Here is a 17,125-nt window from a genome sequence, read left to right as displayed (position 1 = left end):
TCAATTAAATGTTACGTATTTTTTTAAATGTTCCTGTCGCCTTTGCAAAAACATGGCCATTTTCGTCTTCAATAGTACCCTCTGCCGTTACAATGCTTCCACCTTCCTGGATAATCTTTGCCTTTGCCAGCATCGTTTCTCCATTAGCCACTGGTGTAAAGTAATTGATACTCGTGTTTATCGTAACTATTGGGAGCTTAACCACCGAACGGATAGTTGCACCCATTACAGAATCAAGCAAAGTAAAATACACCCCGCCATGGATGGCCTGATTCACATTTAAATGAGACGGTCTTGTTTCAAGCGAATAGACCACCTTGCCTTCCTCGAATTCTGCTAATTTTATCCCCAATAAATTATTAAATGGACTATTTTCATAGATTTTTCTAAGTTCATTTGAATCCACTACCAAAATTTCCACCTCAATTTAAATATTTTCACTAACTCTATTAAACTAACGGCTCATATGGGAAAACATCTTTACTCACTTCAAGCGGAGTAAAGGCAGATTGTAAAGAACCTTTAATAGCGCTAATGCTATCAATTGACCAGCCTTCTGAGTTGTATACGGAACGAACTGGCCGAGGCTGCGAGAAGACCATGATTTCTTTACCTCGAACTCCGAAAATTTGTCCTGATACATCCGCCGATTCATCTGAGCTTAAGAAAGCTACAAGCGGCGCAATATGAGCAGGTGACATCTGCTTTAATTTTTCCACCCTTTCCTTTTCAGTGTCAGTTTCGGTCGGAATTGTACCGATTAATCGGCTCCAAGCAAAAGGGGCCACCGCATTTGCTGTTACATTATAGCGCGCCATATCTAATGCAGTAATTTTTGTTAGGCCCGCAATCCCTAATTTTGCAGCAGCATAGTTTGCCTGCCCGACATTACCGATTAAACCGGAGGTAGAGGTAAAGTTAATAAATCTTCCGCCTTTTTGTTCTTTAAAAATCGGTGCAGCTACTCTTGTCATGTTGAAGGAGCCTTTTAAATGGACAGCGATAACGGAATCCCATTCTTCTTCACTCATTTTGAAAACCATGCGGTCCCTTAAAATCCCCGCATTATTCACCACAATGTCTAACCGTCCAAATTCATTTAATGCCGTTTGAACAATGTTGCTGGCATTTTCAAATTCAGCCACTGAATCATAGTTTGCTGCAGCTGTTCCGCCTGTCTCTCTTATCTCCTGGACCACTTCGTCCGCTACTTTTGCGTTATTGCCCTTCCCGTCTGCACCACCACCCAAGTCATTGACAACTACTTTTGCTCCTTCTCTTGCTAATAACAATGCAATCTCCCGGCCAATTCCTCGTCCTGCACCTGTAACAATCGCGACTTTATTCTCTAATTTTTTCATCTTCAGCTCAACCCTTCCATTTTTATATTTTAATTAATATCTTTCTTCATGAATTCCCTTTCAAATTCTGCTAATAATTTTTCCCGAAATTGCGGATGTGCTATAGAAATTAATTCTTTTGCACGTTCTTGAAGTGATTTTCCAAATAATGAGGCAAATCCAAACTCTGTTACCACATAGTCGATTTCTGACTTTACAGAAGTAACATAAGATGTTCTAACCTTAATTCGTGACTCTGTTCCTCTCTTTGCTGTGGACGGAAGGGCGATAATCGACTTGCCTCCCTTTGAAAGTCTTGCACCTTGAATAAAATCCATTTGTCCGCCAACACCGGCTACTGGAACCTTACCGATTTGCTCCGCATTGATTTGGCCAAATAGATCTACTTCCAACGCAGAATTGATCGAATAAAAATTGCTAATTTTGGAGATTTCTGCTGCATTATGAGTATAATCTGAGGGGTATAATTCAATAGTTGGATTATTGTGACAATAGCGGTATAAATCTTCTGTTCCTGTCAGTGTTGTACATACCGTTTTATACCGGTTAATCTCTTTTTGTTCATTTGTTACAACTCCTAAATTGATCAATTCGATTATCGGGTCTGAAATCGACCCAGAATGGATCCCTAGTCCCTTTTTATTTTTTAGAGATAATAGAATACTTTCTGCAATTTTCCCAAGCCCCACTTGGATGGTTGCGTAATCGGGGATTAGTTCTGCAACATTTCCACCAATCGTTATTTCTTCTTCAGAAAGATTTCCACCAGATAATGTTAACAATGGTGTGTCAGATAAAACAAATTGATCGATTTCAGAAACATGTACAAGTGTATCTCCATTTGTAAAAGGAAGATTTCGATTTACTTGTGCTACAACGAATCCAGCACTCTTTATTAATGTTTGTACCGTATCGACCGATAACCCAAGATTACAGTAGCCTTCTTCATTCGGAGGTGTAACTTGTATAAGGGCCACATCGATTTTTTGCGAGGTAAGCCACTTTGGAATTTCTGAAAGATTGACAGGCAAGTAGTCACATGTATTATGTAAAAATGCGCCTTTTAATAGAGGTGAACTTAAAAAAGTTCTTATTTGAAAGTAGGGATAACATGATGAATCAGCATAAATACATGGACTGCCGATAACTGCATTATAAAGAATCACATCTTGTAATCTCTCTTTTTGTCGCACCAACTCCTGAATAAGCTTTTGTGGCTCATTACAAAATGGTGCTAGAAAAACCTTTTGAGATGATTTTATGTTTAAAATCGCCTGTTCTACATTCGTTTGACGATTTCTAAATAGGTCTTGCCATGACTGGGGTTCCACCCTTTGTTCACCACCAATAAGCTCAACTCACATTTCTCCTTAACTTTTCTTTATCTAGCTTAGATTTCGAATTCTATTACTAATGTCTTCTGCAGCTCTTTTTACTAAGATTCCTTTTAAATGAAGGTCCTCTTTATCGAACTGGGAAGTAAAGCAGATTAATTCAATGGACATTTCAACAGTATCTTCCCCGCTGAATATAGGAGCAGCAATTCCGCCTAATCCCTTAATATACTCTCCGTATGTGATGGAATAACCATTTTCTCTTATAAACTCCATATCCCTTTCGATTGTTTTAACCTCTTCTTCGGAAAATGTTTTTAAACCCTTTTGCTGTTTTAAGAAGTGCTCTCTTTGCTGTTGATCCAGCGGGGCTAGAAAACACATGCCGAATGAACCATCCGTTATGGAAAAATGCCGGCCGACTGATACGCTGACACCAAAATCGCTTGCTTCCACTTTTGCCACGATTGCCACCTTATCTTCCCCGATTTTATTGACAAGAATAGAAGTCATACCAGTTTCTCTTGTTAGTTTTTCAAGATATGGCATAATAATAGATAAGTAGTCCAAGTGCTCTTTAGCTCTTTCCCCGAGAACGACTAAATATGGTCCTAAGGTATATCTCTTTTTGTTTTCTAAGTAACGGACCATAGAAAATTCTTCAAGGCTTTGCAAAATGCGATAACATGTAGCTGGATTTAAGGATAAAGCGTTTGCAATCTCGGTAACAGTACTTTCCCGGAAGCGATTACGGCTTAATAATTTAAGAATTTCCATAGCGTTTTCGATTGCTGGTACAGAGTATTTCCGTTTTTCTTTCATTTTTTGACTCTCCATTATTAAACACCCCTGCATATAATTTTATATACAAAAAAATATTTCGTCAACAAAAAGTCATACAATTCTAATAATTAAATATATTTTTAAAAAAGTGTTGATTAAAAATATTTAATGTAGTAACATATGTTTAAATTAAAAATCTGAATATTAGTAATTGTCTATGAAAAGGAGTTTGATTATTCTTTCCTTATAGAGAGCCTGTGGTTGGTGCAAACAGGCAGGAGAAATAATCTGTCTCGCCTTGGAGACTTTCTTCTGAATTAACAGTAGGAAGAACGGGCTGCAAACCGTTATGCATTTGTTTAAGTAATACCTTTACTTACCGAGGCTGTTTTCCGCAAGGGATCAGCGAATGAGGGTGGAACCGCGCGGATTGCGCCCCTCAGGTTAAGTGAAGGTATTTTTATTTTTATAAGGAGGGATTAATCATGGCAAAGAGGATTTATTTTTTTGATACCACATTAAGAGACGGAGAACAAACACCTGGAGTCAGCTTTAATTTGGATGAAAAAGTGGAGATTGCCCTAAGGTTAGAAAATTTAGGGATTGATATTATTGAAGCAGGATTTGCTAATGCCTCACCCGGTGATGCCGAGGCAATCAGGGCGGTTGCCAAAGCAGTTTCGGGGCCAATAGTGGTCAGCCTTGCACGCACCAATAAGGATGATATTGATGCTGTTATTAACACCTTGGGGGATATTGACAATACGGGCATACACATCTTTATCGCTACCTCCCCTATCCACCGCGAGCGTAAATTAGGTATGACGAAAGAACAAGTTTTGGAAAAAGCAGTCGAAAGCGTATCCTATGCCGCAAAATATTTTAAACATATCGAATTTTCCTGTGAAGACGCAACACGTACCGAGCTTGAATTCCTTTCTGAGGTAGCTGAAAAGGTCGTAGAGGCGGGAGCAACTGTCTTAAATTTCCCTGATACTGTCGGCTATACAACTCCAGAGGAATATACGAAACTTTTTCAATACGTCCTCGAAAACACAAAGGGTATTGAAAAGGTCCGGCTGAGCTGTCATTGCCATGATGATCTAGGGATGGCACTTAGTAATAGCATTGCAGCCATCCAGGCAGGGGCAGTCCAGGTGGAAGGCTGTATTAATGGAATCGGTGAGAGGGCTGGAAACGTGGCCCTTGAAGAAGTGGCAGCACTTTTGGAAACACGGAAGGACTACTTCAACATCCAGACAGGTATCAAGCTTAAAGAAATCGCTAAAACGAGCAAGCTTATCAGCAGGCTGACCGGGATTGCCATTCCTCCGAATAAAGCTGTAATTGGCGGAAATGCTTTCTCCCATTCTTCCGGGATACATCAGGATGGCGTGATTAAAGATAAAGCAACCTACGAAATCATGACGCCAGAAAGTATTGGTTTTAATGAAACAAAATTAGTTCTAGGTAAGCTATCAGGAAGAAATGCGCTTAAAAAGAGATATGAAGAACTCGGGTATTCGGTAAACGAAGCTCAACTAAAAGAGATTTTCAAAAAATACAAGGAATTGGCAGATCGGAAAAAGGATATTTTTGATGAAGATATTATTGCCCTGTTGGAAACCCAGCCGAAAAATGCAGCTCCTTCTTCCTTTACGTTTAATGACTTTAGCTTACAGATCCTAAATCATAACCAATATCGTGCTTTTGTCAACATCATCGGAGCTGAAAATACCGATATCGAAGGAATTGGAGATGGAAATGGGCCGATTGATGCTATCTACAAAGGAATCGATTCAGCGCTTGGCCTTGAGCTTGAGTTAATTGACTATAAAATCAATTCTATATCAAAGGGAAAAGACTCAATAGGAGAGGTCTTTGTTAAAGTCCGGAACAATGATAAAATGGTTTCGGGAAGAGCGATTAACGTGGATATTATTGTTGCCAGTGCCAATGCCTATATAGATGCTATTAACCGATTAAAGGTGACAAATGTAAAAACACTAATATAAATGAAAACTCCCCCTTGAAAACCTTCCTTCAAGGGGGAATTTATTTTTAGAACTAGTTTTTTAACTGTTATTATTTAACTTTAATAGGTACAATCTTACCATTTTCAACCGCTGCAACTTCTAAATCACCATCGAAGCCGCCGCCATCAAATTTGTTAAAGATATAAACTTTTGCATTTTCAGGTACATTCTCTACACCTTTTTGCATTGCTGCTTGGATTTTCTCTGCATCATCTACAGAGCCGGCAGCCTTCATTGCTTCCGCAAAGATATACATTCCAATATAGTTAAGTCCTGCTTCAGAACCTGGGACTTCCTTATACTTGTCTTGATATTTCTTAACAAAATCAGGAATAACCGGGCTGATTTTGGACTCAGCTAATGGCATAACGCCGATTGCCCCATTTAGCATTTCATATGAACCTGTTACTTTCTTCATTTCGTCCATTTTGGCTTGGTCCATAACGATGAACCCACCCTTAAAGCCAAGTTCACGAGCCTGCTTAATTACTTTTGCTGTTGGCTCAGAAGGACCACCGACGAATAGGACATCTGGCTTTTCTTTCAATGCATTCGTTACAACTGTAAAGAAGTCTGTTTCTTTTGCAAAGTCAATCGCAGATTCGTATACAACCTTGCCGCCTTGTTTTTCCCAATAAGGCTTCAGCTTTTCAGACCAATCCTTGCCGTATTGAGAAGCAGTTGGAAGGAAGGCGATTTTCTTACCAAATTTCTCCATTTCATAATCTGTAAACGGCTTTAAATACCCATCGTAACGTGGAGGAATACGGACAGTCAGCTTATTGCCAACATCAGATACTTTCGGTTCACTTGTGTAAGCACCAATGATGAATTTATCCTGCTGGTTGAACACCTGCATTGCAAATACGCCGCCGCTGTGTGGAGTGAAGATGATTGGCGTCTTGTTTTCCTGAAGCAATCTTTTTGCGTTTGCTCCAGTTTCGTTTGGCAGGTATTTATCGTCAAGAGAGACAATATTAAACTTGTACTTTTTGCCGCTAACTTCGATCCCGCCAGCGCCATTAATTTCTTCTACAGCCATTTTGACTCCGTTTAATGTACGCTCGCCGTAGAATGCAGCAGGTCCGCTTAATGGCCCAGAGTAACCAATGTTAACCGTTCCAGCATCTCCGGATTTGCTGTCTCCGCCGCCTGAAGCAGACTTATTTCCAGCAGTCTTCTCGCTTGTGCTATTACAAGCAGCAAGGCTGAATACCATTACTAAGGTAAAAATAATCATAAATACCGATTTCATTTTTTTCATTGGTTTTCCCCCTAAATTTTTTTAAAATGTTTGGTAAGAAAATATTTCGTATTGCCGACAACCACCCCCTCCAAAAAGGAATGCTGTTATTGCTAGTGGGTCGAGCGTTTGAACGTTTCAGTTCAAGACCGCTTGACCCGCGTTCTTACGCACCGATGTAGGCTTTTCTTACCTCATCGTTAGCAAACAATTCTGCAGACGTACCTTTAAGGACAATTGTTCCGTTTTCAAACACGTAGCCTTTATCCGCGATTTTTAACGCTGCATTGGCATTTTGTTCGGCTAATAGAATGGTTGTTCCCTCTTTGTTAATTTTTTGGATAACCTCAAACATTTGTTCAACGACTAATGGAGCTAGTCCAATCGAAGGCTCGTCCAATAACATTAGCTTCGGCTTTGACATGAGTGCTCTGCCGATGGCCACCATTTGCTGCTGTCCTCCACTTAAAGAACCAGCTGGATCGTGACGCTTATCCTTTAAAATCGGGAATAATTCGTACACGTGCTCTAGTGAGTGCTTGATTTGATCTTTCTTCCGGCGATGGACATATGCACCCATTCTTAGATTTTCCTCCACAGACATGGCATGAAACAGCTTTCTTCCTTCCGGGCACTGGCCAATTCCCCATGCAACTGTTTGGTCGGCAGACGACTTATTTAAATTCTTGCCTTCAAAAATAATCTCACCTGTTGATGGTTTGTTAAGGCCGCTGATGGCCCGGAAAGTTGTACTCTTTCCAGCACCATTTGAGCCCAACAATACGACGATCTCACCCGCATTTACCTCAATATTAATGTCGTGAACGGCAGTAAAGCTTCCGTATTTGACAGAGACATTATCAAGTTTAAGCACTGGCACTCCCTCCCAAATAAGCCTTAATGACCGTCTCGTTATTACGAATTTCATCCGGTCTTCCTTCTGCGATTTTTTCACCGTAGTTAAGCACCATGATTTTATGGGCTATTCTCATGATCATTTGCATTTTATGTTCAATCAAACAGACCGTAATCCCTTTATCGACCATCTTCTGCATTAATTCAGCCAGGCCATCTGTTTCGCTGGGATTCACCCCGCCGGCCGGTTCGTCAAGAAAGACAATTTCCGGGTCAGTGGCGAGTGCTAACGCGAACGCTGTTCGTTTCTTCTCTTCCTGTGTTAACCCCCCGGCCAGTTTTCCTGCTAAATGCTCTAAACCAACGAATTCAAGGACTTCCATCGCTTTTTCACGACATTGTTCTTCTTCCCTCTTGAGCCTTGAAGTTCTCAATATAGCATCAAAGAGATTGGATTTTGTACGCAGGCGATGCCCGACAATAACATTGTCCAATACGGTCGCCTGATCAAAAAGGTTGGTTGTTTGGAACGTCCGTGCTACCCCAAGCTCGGCAATTTTATTAGAAGGCAGTTTAGTAATTTCCTGGCCTTTGAAAATAACTTGACCTGAGCTTGGACTATGGAAGCCGCTAATTAAGTTGAAAAAAGTAGATTTCCCTGCCCCATTGGGACCAATGATGGCATTGATTTTCCCTTTTTCAACCGTGAAATCGACATTGTTGACTGCCACGTTGCCGCCAAATTTCTTTGTCAGGTTTTTTGTCTCTAAAAAAATCATGCCTATCCCTCCTTAACCTGATTTTTAGCACCAAGGTCACTCTGAATATACGAATCTTTCTTGCCAGCCAACTGTTTTTCCTTCTTGGCCATCCGCTTCCGGTAGATGTCTGTGACGCCGCCAACGATTCCGCGCGGATAAAAAATAACGAGAAGCGTTAAAAGTGGTCCGAAAATGAGCATGCGGTACTGCTGAAAATCTTGAAGCAGCTGAGAAAGCCAAATGACAAGCAGAGTACCGATCAGAGGACCGGTAAGTGTACCAATACCACCAACAATCAGGTAAGTTAACATATCAAAGATAACCGCAGTGTTTCCGATATCTGGGCCGATGAAGCGTACAAAGGACGCATACAAAGCGCCGGAAAGGCCAGCAAATAAAGTAGATAATACAAAGACTGTTAATTTATTTCTTGCCGTTGAAATTCCAATCGTCAGCGCTAAGTCTTCGCTATTTCGAATCGCAATGAACGATCTTCCAGACAGCGAATGAACAATTCGGTACATGACCAAAATGACAAGGAGAAGGAAAAATAAAACAAGATAATAATGCGATTTTTCCGTCTCAAATTTAATCGGGCCAAAGCCTTGAGGTGCAGGAATCCCGATCAGACCACGAACACCTTCTGTTAAACTTTCCCATTTGTCAATCACGAGATAAATTATATAACCTAAGCACAATGTGTAGATAGCGAAAAAATGTTCTTTCGATCTTAATGCAATCAAACCTACTATCAATCCTAGCAAACCAGTAATCAACAGCGATAAGACAAAGGCAAGCCAGAAACTCATATGGGCTTTTACTGTTAAAATCCCCAAACCGTAAGCGCCAATCGCAAAGAATCCTGCGTGTGCCAAAGAAAGATAACCAGTATAGCCTGCGAGCAAGTTAAGTCCATAAACCCCAATCATCCAAATAAACGCCAGAGTCATTACGTGAATCAAATAGGTATTTGTTGTTATTAATGGAAAAACAAGAGAAACCAATACAAACAGAATAATTATATTTCTTTTGTTCAATACCGCTGACATTAATGTCCCCCCTTTGAAAACAATCCGGTTGGTTTAACCGTAAGAATGATAACGAGGATAAAAAAGGCAATAATGTCCTTATAGTCATTTGAAATGTAGGTCGCTCCCAAGCTTTCGCTGAAGCCGATAATATAGCCGCCGACAATCGCCCCTGGGATACTGCCCATTCCACCAAGAATAATAATGACAAACGCTTTTAATATAACTAGCTGCCCCATCCCTGGGAACACAAGGTTAATTGGTGCCGATATGGATGCAGCGATAGCTGCAAGTCCGCCTGAAATCATAAAGGTCAGCATGGCTACCCGGGTAGTATTGATCCCCACGAGGTTTGCACCTTCACGATTCTGGGACATCGCAATGATGGTGGAACCGGTATAAGTTTTTCTTAAGAAAAGATTTAATAGAATCATAACGATAACTGCAGCGACTACAATAAGAATTCTCTGCATTGTCAGCGTTAATCCAAATACTTCTACAACTTGGCCATATGGTGAAGGCATGCTCTGGTATTCTGCTCCCCAGGTATATTGTGCGAATGCTTCCAGGAATAAGAGAATACCAATGGCAGCAATTTTATCTTGGATTGGCGGCGATTCCCGAAGAGGGTGAAAGACAAGCCTTTCCATTAAGACACCAATAAAACCTACAACAATAATTGAAACAAAGATCGCAATCCAATAATGAAGTCCAAATTTGGTCATCATGGTTAGCGTTATGTATCCGCCCATCATGTATAGTGCACCATGAGCAAAGTTTGGAATGTGCAAAATTCCATAAACTAGGGTTAAGCCCAACGCTACCAGGGCGTAAACACTCCCTATGGTTAAACCGTTAAACAACTGCTGAATTAGAATATCCATTGCTCTCCTCCTTTGTGTTAGTTAGTATAATTTTTTCAAGAGGGGCCATCACTATGGTTGGCCCTCTTGATCATAAACGTTTAAATAACCTGATTCTGAACCTTTTCATTTTCTTCCTCCTGAAGGGTGCGCCAGAGAATTTTGCCGCTGGAGGTCATAGGAAACACCTCTCTGAACTCAATCAATCTTGGATATTTATAGGCAGCCATATGATGCTTAGACCACTCGATAATTTCACCCTCGCTGACTTTGCCTTCATACCCTTCATTTAAGATGACAAAAGCTTTAACGGTTTCCCCTCTTCTAGGGTCAGGTACGCCCACGACACAGGCTTGCTGAATAGCAGGGTGTTTGTAAAGGTATGACTCGACTTCAGTTGGCCATACCTTGAATCCGGAGGCATTAATCATGCGTTTAACACGATCGACCATAAAGAAGTATCCATCTTCATCAAAACGGCCAATATCCCCAGTACGGAAAAACCTTTTCCCCTCAATCTCAAGATATGCTTCCCGGTTTTCGTCATCGCGGTTATAGTAGCCAATCATTACCTGCGGTCCATTGACAATAATTTCACCGACTTCACCGACACCAAGTTCCTTTCCAGTTGACGGCTCAATAATTCTAGCATCGACATCGTAGGAAGGGATTCCAAGACACTGCATTTTTGGTCGATTCGGCGGATTGAAATGGGTCTGAGCAATCGTTTCTGATAGTCCATAACCTTCGACAAATCGCAATCCCGTCAGGTTAAATAATTTTTCACCGACCGCTTCTGGAAGAGCTGCTCCTCCACCAGCAAGATAGGTTAAGGAAGCTATGTCCTCCACCTTCAGATTTGGATTAGCAAGAAAATCGACAATCATAGTGGCGATCGTGACCCAATGTGTGCAGCCCAGGCTCTTTATTAGTTCCACTGCCGCATCCCGATTCCACCTCGTCATAATAACCATCATACTGCCGCTGAAAATTGGCATGTGCATGCTGTGCACCATACCCGTCACATGGAAAAGCGGCAAGGTCATTAGATGGATAGCATTTGGTGTTGTAGAGGACCAGTGGTAGCAGCCTACAGTATTCGCATTGACTGACCGGTTAGTATGCATACAACCTTTTGGAAGACCTGTTGTCCCTGATGTGTAGGGCATAACAGCCAAATCATCACCTTTTGCCGTATGTTCCGATGGAGTGAGATTTGCCTGAATCGCATCAACCCAGTTGTAATGATTAGGATTGTTCACCACTAATCTTTGTGCCTCCACCTCTTTTGGAAGCATTTTTTCAAATCCTTCACCTATATAATCTGAATAGGCTGCAAGGAGCAGGTGCTCCAAGGAGGTTTTTCCTAACAGAGGCTGCACTCGGTCTAAGAGTTCTTGTCCGGCAATTGCTGTTTTAATTCCGCAGTCGCGAATGTAAAATTCCAATTCATCCGCAACTAGCATTGGGTTAATTGGAACTACAACAGCGTTGGCCCTTAGAATGGCGTAGAAACCAATCACAAATTGCGGGGAATTTTGCATAAAGAGCAGGACTTTGTCCCCTTTTTTTACGCCTAACTCATGCTCTAAGTATCCGGCCAGGGCATTTACTTCTTCATCTAATTGCTGGTAAGTCAATTTATTCCCATAGTAGAAGATAGCATCCTGGTCAGGATAACGGCTTGCACTGACTCTTAGATTGTCATAGAGTGAAGTGGCAGGGACATTCAATGATTTTGGGATATTTGGCCAATGTTGATAATGAAGAGTTAACAATCTCGATCTCTCCTTTTTGCAAGAATGCTAGATGTTAGGCGTGTAAACGCTATCATTGCTAATTCCGTTTAAAATAAGGTCAAGAAAGATATCCGCAACCTTTTCTTCAGGGACTTCTCCCTCCGGGCTGAACCAATAATAGCTCCAGTTGGTCATGCCAAGGATAGCCATTGTTATTATATCGGCACGGCCCTTTTGGAGGATTCCTTGTGTGATACCTTCTTCTATTAATTTTTGGACATTATGACGAAATGCGCTTCGTTTTTCCTTGATTTCCAGGAAATTATCTCTGCTTAAATGCCGCATTTCTCTGGTAAATATTCGAGCACTTCTCAGTTCGATTCTAATGGTGCTAATCTGCATTAGGATAATCTCATGCAGCTTTTTGGCAAAATCATAGAAAGGATTATTCATGATTTCTTCCTGCTGTTTGATTATTGACTCAATATACAACAGGTGAATTTCCTTTAACAATTCCTCTTTACTACTGAAATAATAATAAAACGTACCCTTCGTTACACCCAGTTCCTGGACAATATCCTGTACTGAAGTTGACTTAAACCCATTTTTATCGAATAGTAAAATCCCCGTCTCCATTATCTTTCGCTTCATCGGTTTATCCTTTCAGCATTAAAACTAAAGTGCCGCTGTAGTGGTAGGTGGCGTCTGACACCAAGATTGACTTTTTCCCTTTAAATAAGGTGTTTGGTCAAGTTGGGTGCCTGACACCGATGAGTACCACGACAGTCAGTACCTTGTTTTTATTCGCTCTCGATGATTGTTGCGATTCCTTGGCCGCCGCCAATGCAGGCGGTGATAAGGGCATATCTTCCGCCGGTGCGTTTTAGTTCGTAGCAGGCTTTGGTGACGAGGATGGCACCTGTTGCTCCCAGCGGGTGACCATGGGCGATGGCCCCTCCGTTAACATTGACTTTTTCCATATTCATTTCAAGCTCGCGGTTGCAAGCGATTACTTGAGCGGCAAAAGCTTCATTGATTTCGATTAAGTCCATGTCTTCTATGGATAATCCTGATTTTTCGAGAACCTTTCTAACAGCCGGAACTGGGCCGATTCCCATGATATTCGGGTCAACACCAGCGACTGCATAGTGACGGATAACTGCTAGTGGAGTTAAATTTAATTCCTCTGCTTTTTCCCGTGACATGATAACTAGGGCCGATGCAGCATCGTTTAGGCCTGAGCTGCTGCCTGCTGTGACTGTTCCATCCTGGAGGAATGCTGGCGGAAGCTTTGCCAAACCCTCAATGGTCGTTTCCGGCCTTGGATGCTCATCACTAATAAAAACAATCGGCTCACCTTTTTTAACAGGTATGGCGATAGGAACGATTTGCTCATCAAAGCGTCCTTCTTCCATGGCAACTTTCATCCGCTGCTGGCTTTGGAGTGCGAATGCGTCCTGCTCTTCCCGCGTAATATTGTATTTTTTCACGAGATTTTCGGCCGTAATCCCCATTGGCGGATCGCCTATTTCTTTAGGAGAGAGCTGCGATTTCCGGAAACTTGGAGGATTCGCACCATACGGTTTTTCCGGCCGGTCCATCAAGTAAGGAGCACGGCTCATGCTTTCTGTCCCGCCGGCAATATAGATATCTCCATCCCCAGCTTTAATTGCCTGGGCTGCCAGATTAATAGCATTAATTCCAGATCCACACTGCCTATCGACTGTCACGCCAGGAATTTCGATGGATAGTCCCGTCTGCAATGCAGTTAATCTCGCAATATTTCCACCGCCTGATAAAACATTTCCCAAAAAAACGTCGTCTATCATATCAGGCGTGATATTTGCCCTTTTAACTGCTTCTTTAATTACTTCAGCTCCAAAAACATGTGCTGGAACGCTCGCTAGTGCGCCTCCCTGTCTGCCAATGGCAGTTCTAACTGCCGAAACAATGACAGCATCTCTTTTCATTAAGCAAATCCCCTCCTGCTTTTTTATAATTACGATCTTTTAATTTCTTACATTACATGTGAGCCGCCGTCTACAACAACGATTTCCCCGGTTACAAAGTCCGAAGCTCGTGATGCCAGGAACAATGCTACACCTTTCATATCTGTGTCAGTCCCAAACTTACGTAATGGAGTGCCTTCTAAGATGGCCTCACCGCCAGCATCAAGCAGCCCTTTTGACATTTTTGTTGGGAAGAATCCCGGTGCAATTGCATTAACATAAATACCATGATGGCCCCATTTCACAGCTAAATCCTTTGTGAAGGTAATAACTGCCCCTTTGCTGGCATTATAGCCAATCGCATTCATGTATTTTGGGTTCGATCCCTGCAGCCCAGCGACAGAAGCAATATTAATGATTTTGCCGCCCTTATGTTCAATCATCACTCTTCCGACTGCCTGGGACATTAAGAAGGTTCCGGTAACATTCGTATTCATTACCTTATTCCAAGCCTCAAGCGGCATTTCCTCGACAGGTGCTCCCCAAGATGCACCGCTGTTGTTGACGAGAATGTCAATGCGTCCGAATTTTTCCATTGTTCGTTCGACAACGTTTCTAACATCTTCAGGATTGGAGACATCACATTTTAGTGCTAGACTCTCGACTCCAATCTTTTTTAAGCCTTCACTTACTTCCTCACAGGCCTCAAGTTTACGGGAACAGACTACTACATTGGCGCCTGCCTCCGCAAAGCCTTCGGCAATTTGCTGGCCAAGTCCTCGGCCGCCGCCTGTTACAATGGCGACTTTACCTGTTAAATCAAAAAGTTCTTTAACATGCATCTATTTTTTCCTCCTAATACGATTAACGGTATTTTTTCAATTCGTAGCGGGCAATCGCGCGCTTATGCACTTCATCCGGACCATCAGCTAATCTTAGTGTACGGATATTGGCCCAGCTTGCAGCAAGAGGAGTGTCCTGGCTTACACCGGCAGCACCAAATGCCTGAATGGCACGGTCAATTACCTTTAATGCCATGTTAGGGGCAACCACTTTAATCATGGCGATTTCGCCTTTTGCTTCTTTATTTCCAACCGTATCCATCATGTAGGCAGCTTTCAATGTAAGTAAACGGGCCTGCTCGATATCGATTCTCGCTTCGGCAATCCATTCTTGAACTACGCCTTGCTCGGCAATTTTTTTACCGAATGCTGTCCGTTCCTGAACGCGTTTGCATAGAAGCTCAAGTGCACGTTCAGCTGCACCGATGGTTCTCATGCAGTGATGAATTCTTCCAGGTCCAAGACGTCCCTGCGCGATTGCGAAGCCTTTACCTTCGCCCCAAAGCATATTTGAAGCCGGTACACGAACATTGTTGTATTCAATTTCGGCATGTCCATGCGGTGCATGGTCATAACCAAATACAGTTGTAACTCGTTTGATTGTGACTCCAGGAGAATCGAGCGGTACTAGAATCATCGATTGCTGCTCATGCTTTGGTGCAGTAGGATCATTTTTACCCATTACAATTGCAATCTTACAGCGAGGGTCTCCAGCACCCGATGACCACCATTTTGTTCCATTGATGACGTATTCATCGCCATCACGGACAATACTTGCTTGAATATTGGTAGCATCTGATGATGCAACGTCCGGCTCTGTCATTGAGAAACAGGAGCGAATTTCGCCATTTAATAACGGCTTCAGCCATTTTTCTTTATCTTCTTCAGTCCCGTAACGGACCAATACTTCCATATTTCCGGTATCAGGCGCAGCACAGTTAAACACTTCTGGCGCAAAATGGACACGTCCCATGATTTCGCAAAGCGGTGCATATTCGAGGTTCGTTAAACCGGCACCATATTCACTCTCTGGTAAAAATAAGTTCCATAAACCAGCCTGCTTTGCCTTTTCTTTTAATTCTTCCATGATCGGCGGAATATTTGAAAATGGATCGTTTTTATCAATTTGATCATGATAGAGCTGTTCATTTGGATAAATATACTCTTCCATAAATTCAGTAAGCTTTTTTTGCAATTCTACTACCTTATCGGAATAACTAAAATTCATCCTTACCACTCCTCTTTTTTCTACATACTAACTAGTTGGTATGTCGAATAACCTAATATTATTAAAAATTTTTCGAATATTCAATTCGATATTTTCGACAATTTTCTCATTAATATAGTAGAAACATATTTTTAGATGTATTTTTTCCATTGCGCTTTCTGATTACTATAAATTACCGTAATTTAATTGACTTTTATTAGATTAGCAAGAACATGCAACGAAAGAAATTTCTATATTAATCTACTATTTCAAGTCGAAATTTCTTTAAAAATAATATTTAGAAATTTCTTCTCTATGCATTTCTAACTATCTTATAGGTACCGGTTCCTTTGGCAATTAATGTTGTATTCTCGTCAATAATTTCCGCTTCCAGCACAGCCATTTTATAGCCCTTTTGGAGAAGTTTAGCCCTTGCAAAAAGATAACCGGTATTTGCTGGAGCAAAATAGTGAACATCCAGATTCATAGCTGTAACCGGGCATTGATATAGGGAACGGAGAGCGATTGATTGCACCGTATCAAGCATCGAGGCGTGAACTCCTCCATGCAGGGTTTTATTCGTATTTAGCAGGTCGGTTTTTATTGAAAGCTTCAGCAAAATCTCTTTCTCTGAGGAATTTACGAGTTCAAATCCGATATGCTTGAAAAATGGATTCCTTTCTATCATTTCATATATCTCCCAATCCAGTCGGGGCACCCTATCACCACCTTTCAATTTCTTCATTGTTTAATTGGACTTGCCTTAAACATGCCTATTGCCTTGGCAGCAACAGCACCATCCTGCCCGTAAACGATTCCCTCAGCTGTTATGACTTTTCCCTCGATATTCACTATATTTGTTTTTGCATGATAGTTTTCTTTCGGGCTAAGGTCAAAAAAGGACACGTTAAGGTGAATTGTCGTTGCAAACGAATTTGTTTCCAGAGAGGCAGTCGCCCCCATAGAAATATCCAGCATTGTGGAAAAAACGCCAGGATGGACAGTGCCGTCATCCTGCAGCAAAATAGCCTGAAGCGGCAAATCAAGGTGAAACGTGTCGGTTTTAGTACTGTTAAAACCCAAGTATTCAAAAAATGTCGATCTCGTCACTGGTAATTTCACAT

Annotated in this window: 17 protein-coding genes and 1 other annotated feature; of the genes, 1 reads left to right on the top strand and 16 read right to left on the bottom strand. The window is 41.6% G+C overall.

The window, feature by feature from the left end; all coding sequences use genetic code 11:
- Nucleotides 1-4: 4 nt before the first annotated feature.
- The 4 genes from QNN06_RS13200 to QNN06_RS13185 are packed head-to-tail and all read right to left on the bottom strand — an operon-like array spanning nt 5 to nt 3,532.
- On the bottom strand, nt 5-406 hold the full coding sequence (locus QNN06_RS13200; RefSeq protein ID WP_284037692.1) for a PaaI family thioesterase: 402 nt from the start codon (nt 404-406) through the stop codon (nt 5-7).
- A gap of 43 nt (nt 407-449) precedes the next feature.
- Nucleotides 450-1,361, bottom strand: coding sequence for an SDR family NAD(P)-dependent oxidoreductase (locus tag QNN06_RS13195; RefSeq protein ID WP_213115929.1), 912 nt, complete (start codon nt 1,359-1,361; stop codon nt 450-452).
- A 29-nt stretch (nt 1,362-1,390) separates the two neighbouring features.
- Entirely contained in the window at nt 1,391-2,692 is a 1,302-nt protein-coding gene (locus tag QNN06_RS13190) for an acetyl-CoA hydrolase/transferase family protein (protein WP_213115930.1), read from the bottom strand.
- A gap of 54 nt (nt 2,693-2,746) precedes the next feature.
- Nucleotides 2,747-3,532: an IclR family transcriptional regulator gene (locus QNN06_RS13185; protein ID WP_213115931.1), complete on the bottom strand. Its 786-nt coding sequence runs from the start codon at nt 3,530-3,532 to the stop codon at nt 2,747-2,749.
- A 154-nt stretch (nt 3,533-3,686) separates the two neighbouring features.
- Nucleotides 3,687-3,921 (top strand) — a binding site (T-box leader).
- Nucleotides 3,922-3,963: 42 nt separating this feature from the next.
- Here QNN06_RS13185 and QNN06_RS13180 point away from each other — a divergent pair.
- The gene (locus tag QNN06_RS13180) at nt 3,964-5,493 is read left to right on the top strand and encodes a 2-isopropylmalate synthase (protein ID WP_213115932.1); all 1,530 of its coding nucleotides are present in this window, start codon (nt 3,964-3,966) and stop codon (nt 5,491-5,493) included.
- Between the two features lie 70 nt (nt 5,494-5,563).
- Here QNN06_RS13180 and QNN06_RS13175 read toward each other — a convergent pair whose 3' ends face one another.
- The 12 genes from QNN06_RS13175 to QNN06_RS13120 form a co-directional block, all read right to left on the bottom strand.
- Entirely contained in the window at nt 5,564-6,778 is a 1,215-nt protein-coding gene (locus tag QNN06_RS13175; RefSeq protein ID WP_217034032.1) for an ABC transporter substrate-binding protein, read from the bottom strand.
- 145 nt (nt 6,779-6,923) lie between these two features.
- Nucleotides 6,924-7,631: an ABC transporter ATP-binding protein gene (locus tag QNN06_RS13170; RefSeq protein ID WP_213115934.1), complete on the bottom strand. Its 708-nt coding sequence runs from the start codon at nt 7,629-7,631 to the stop codon at nt 6,924-6,926.
- Complete coding sequence (locus QNN06_RS13165; protein WP_217034033.1) at nt 7,624-8,391, bottom strand: ABC transporter ATP-binding protein; 768 nt, start codon at nt 8,389-8,391, stop codon at nt 7,624-7,626. Before QNN06_RS13165 ends, QNN06_RS13170 begins: the two co-directional genes overlap by 8 nt.
- Before the next feature lie 2 nt (nt 8,392-8,393).
- Complete coding sequence (locus QNN06_RS13160; protein ID WP_213115936.1) at nt 8,394-9,422, bottom strand: branched-chain amino acid ABC transporter permease; 1,029 nt, start codon at nt 9,420-9,422, stop codon at nt 8,394-8,396.
- Entirely contained in the window at nt 9,422-10,285 is an 864-nt protein-coding gene (locus tag QNN06_RS13155) for a branched-chain amino acid ABC transporter permease (protein ID WP_213115937.1), read from the bottom strand. The genes QNN06_RS13160 and QNN06_RS13155 overlap by 1 nt, the downstream gene beginning before the upstream one ends.
- A gap of 80 nt (nt 10,286-10,365) precedes the next feature.
- Nucleotides 10,366-12,042 (bottom strand): long-chain fatty acid--CoA ligase, encoded by a 1,677-nt coding sequence (locus QNN06_RS13150; RefSeq protein ID WP_284037691.1) that lies wholly within the window; start codon nt 12,040-12,042, stop codon nt 10,366-10,368.
- A 27-nt stretch (nt 12,043-12,069) separates the two neighbouring features.
- Nucleotides 12,070-12,654, bottom strand: a complete 585-nt coding sequence (locus QNN06_RS13145) for a TetR/AcrR family transcriptional regulator (RefSeq protein ID WP_213115939.1) — start codon at nt 12,652-12,654, stop codon at nt 12,070-12,072.
- Between the two features lie 149 nt (nt 12,655-12,803).
- Complete coding sequence (locus tag QNN06_RS13140; RefSeq protein WP_213115940.1) at nt 12,804-13,973, bottom strand: thiolase family protein; 1,170 nt, start codon at nt 13,971-13,973, stop codon at nt 12,804-12,806.
- 47 nt (nt 13,974-14,020) lie between these two features.
- Nucleotides 14,021-14,794: an SDR family oxidoreductase gene (locus QNN06_RS13135; RefSeq protein ID WP_217034036.1), complete on the bottom strand. Its 774-nt coding sequence runs from the start codon at nt 14,792-14,794 to the stop codon at nt 14,021-14,023.
- Nucleotides 14,795-14,816: 22 nt separating this feature from the next.
- The gene (locus QNN06_RS13130) at nt 14,817-16,022 is read right to left on the bottom strand and encodes an acyl-CoA dehydrogenase (RefSeq protein ID WP_213115942.1); all 1,206 of its coding nucleotides are present in this window, start codon (nt 16,020-16,022) and stop codon (nt 14,817-14,819) included.
- Between the two features lie 292 nt (nt 16,023-16,314).
- Nucleotides 16,315-16,689, bottom strand: a complete 375-nt coding sequence (locus tag QNN06_RS13125; protein WP_217034038.1) for a PaaI family thioesterase — start codon at nt 16,687-16,689, stop codon at nt 16,315-16,317.
- 53 nt (nt 16,690-16,742) lie between these two features.
- Nucleotides 16,743-17,123, bottom strand: a complete 381-nt coding sequence (locus tag QNN06_RS13120; RefSeq protein WP_213115944.1) for a PaaI family thioesterase — start codon at nt 17,121-17,123, stop codon at nt 16,743-16,745.
- Nucleotides 17,124-17,125 lie beyond the last annotated feature (2 nt).

Origin of the sequence: Neobacillus sp. 114, from assembly GCF_030127045.1 — a bacterium.
In the GTDB taxonomy this organism is placed as follows: domain Bacteria; phylum Bacillota; class Bacilli; order Bacillales; family Cytobacillaceae; genus Neobacillus; species Neobacillus rhizophilus.
The sequence above is the reverse complement of the archived record's forward strand: the minus strand, read 5'-3'. Positions and strand labels throughout refer to the sequence as shown.

Excerpts from the sequence above, each read along its gene's own strand:
- QNN06_RS13195 (WP_213115929.1), bottom strand. The coding sequence starts at position 1,361 with ATGAAAAAATTAGAGAATAAAGTCGCGATTGTTACAGGTGCAGGACGA.
- QNN06_RS13185 (WP_213115931.1), bottom strand. The coding sequence starts at position 3,532 with ATGGAGAGTCAAAAAATGAAAGAAAAACGGAAATACTCTGTACCAGCA.
- QNN06_RS13180 (WP_213115932.1), top strand. The coding sequence starts at position 3,964 with ATGGCAAAGAGGATTTATTTTTTTGATACCACATTAAGAGACGGAGAA.
- QNN06_RS13175 (WP_217034032.1), bottom strand. The coding sequence starts at position 6,778 with ATGAAAAAAATGAAATCGGTATTTATGATTATTTTTACCTTAGTAATG.
- QNN06_RS13165 (WP_217034033.1), bottom strand. The coding sequence starts at position 8,391 with ATGATTTTTTTAGAGACAAAAAACCTGACAAAGAAATTTGGCGGCAAC.
- QNN06_RS13160 (WP_213115936.1), bottom strand. The coding sequence starts at position 9,422 with ATGTCAGCGGTATTGAACAAAAGAAATATAATTATTCTGTTTGTATTG.
- QNN06_RS13155 (WP_213115937.1), bottom strand. The coding sequence starts at position 10,285 with ATGGATATTCTAATTCAGCAGTTGTTTAACGGTTTAACCATAGGGAGT.
- QNN06_RS13145 (WP_213115939.1), bottom strand. The coding sequence starts at position 12,654 with ATGAAGCGAAAGATAATGGAGACGGGGATTTTACTATTCGATAAAAAT.
- QNN06_RS13140 (WP_213115940.1), bottom strand. The coding sequence starts at position 13,973 with ATGAAAAGAGATGCTGTCATTGTTTCGGCAGTTAGAACTGCCATTGGC.
- QNN06_RS13135 (WP_217034036.1), bottom strand. The coding sequence starts at position 14,794 with ATGCATGTTAAAGAACTTTTTGATTTAACAGGTAAAGTCGCCATTGTA.
- QNN06_RS13130 (WP_213115942.1), bottom strand. The coding sequence starts at position 16,022 with ATGAATTTTAGTTATTCCGATAAGGTAGTAGAATTGCAAAAAAAGCTT.
- QNN06_RS13125 (WP_217034038.1), bottom strand. The coding sequence starts at position 16,689 with ATGATAGAAAGGAATCCATTTTTCAAGCATATCGGATTTGAACTCGTA.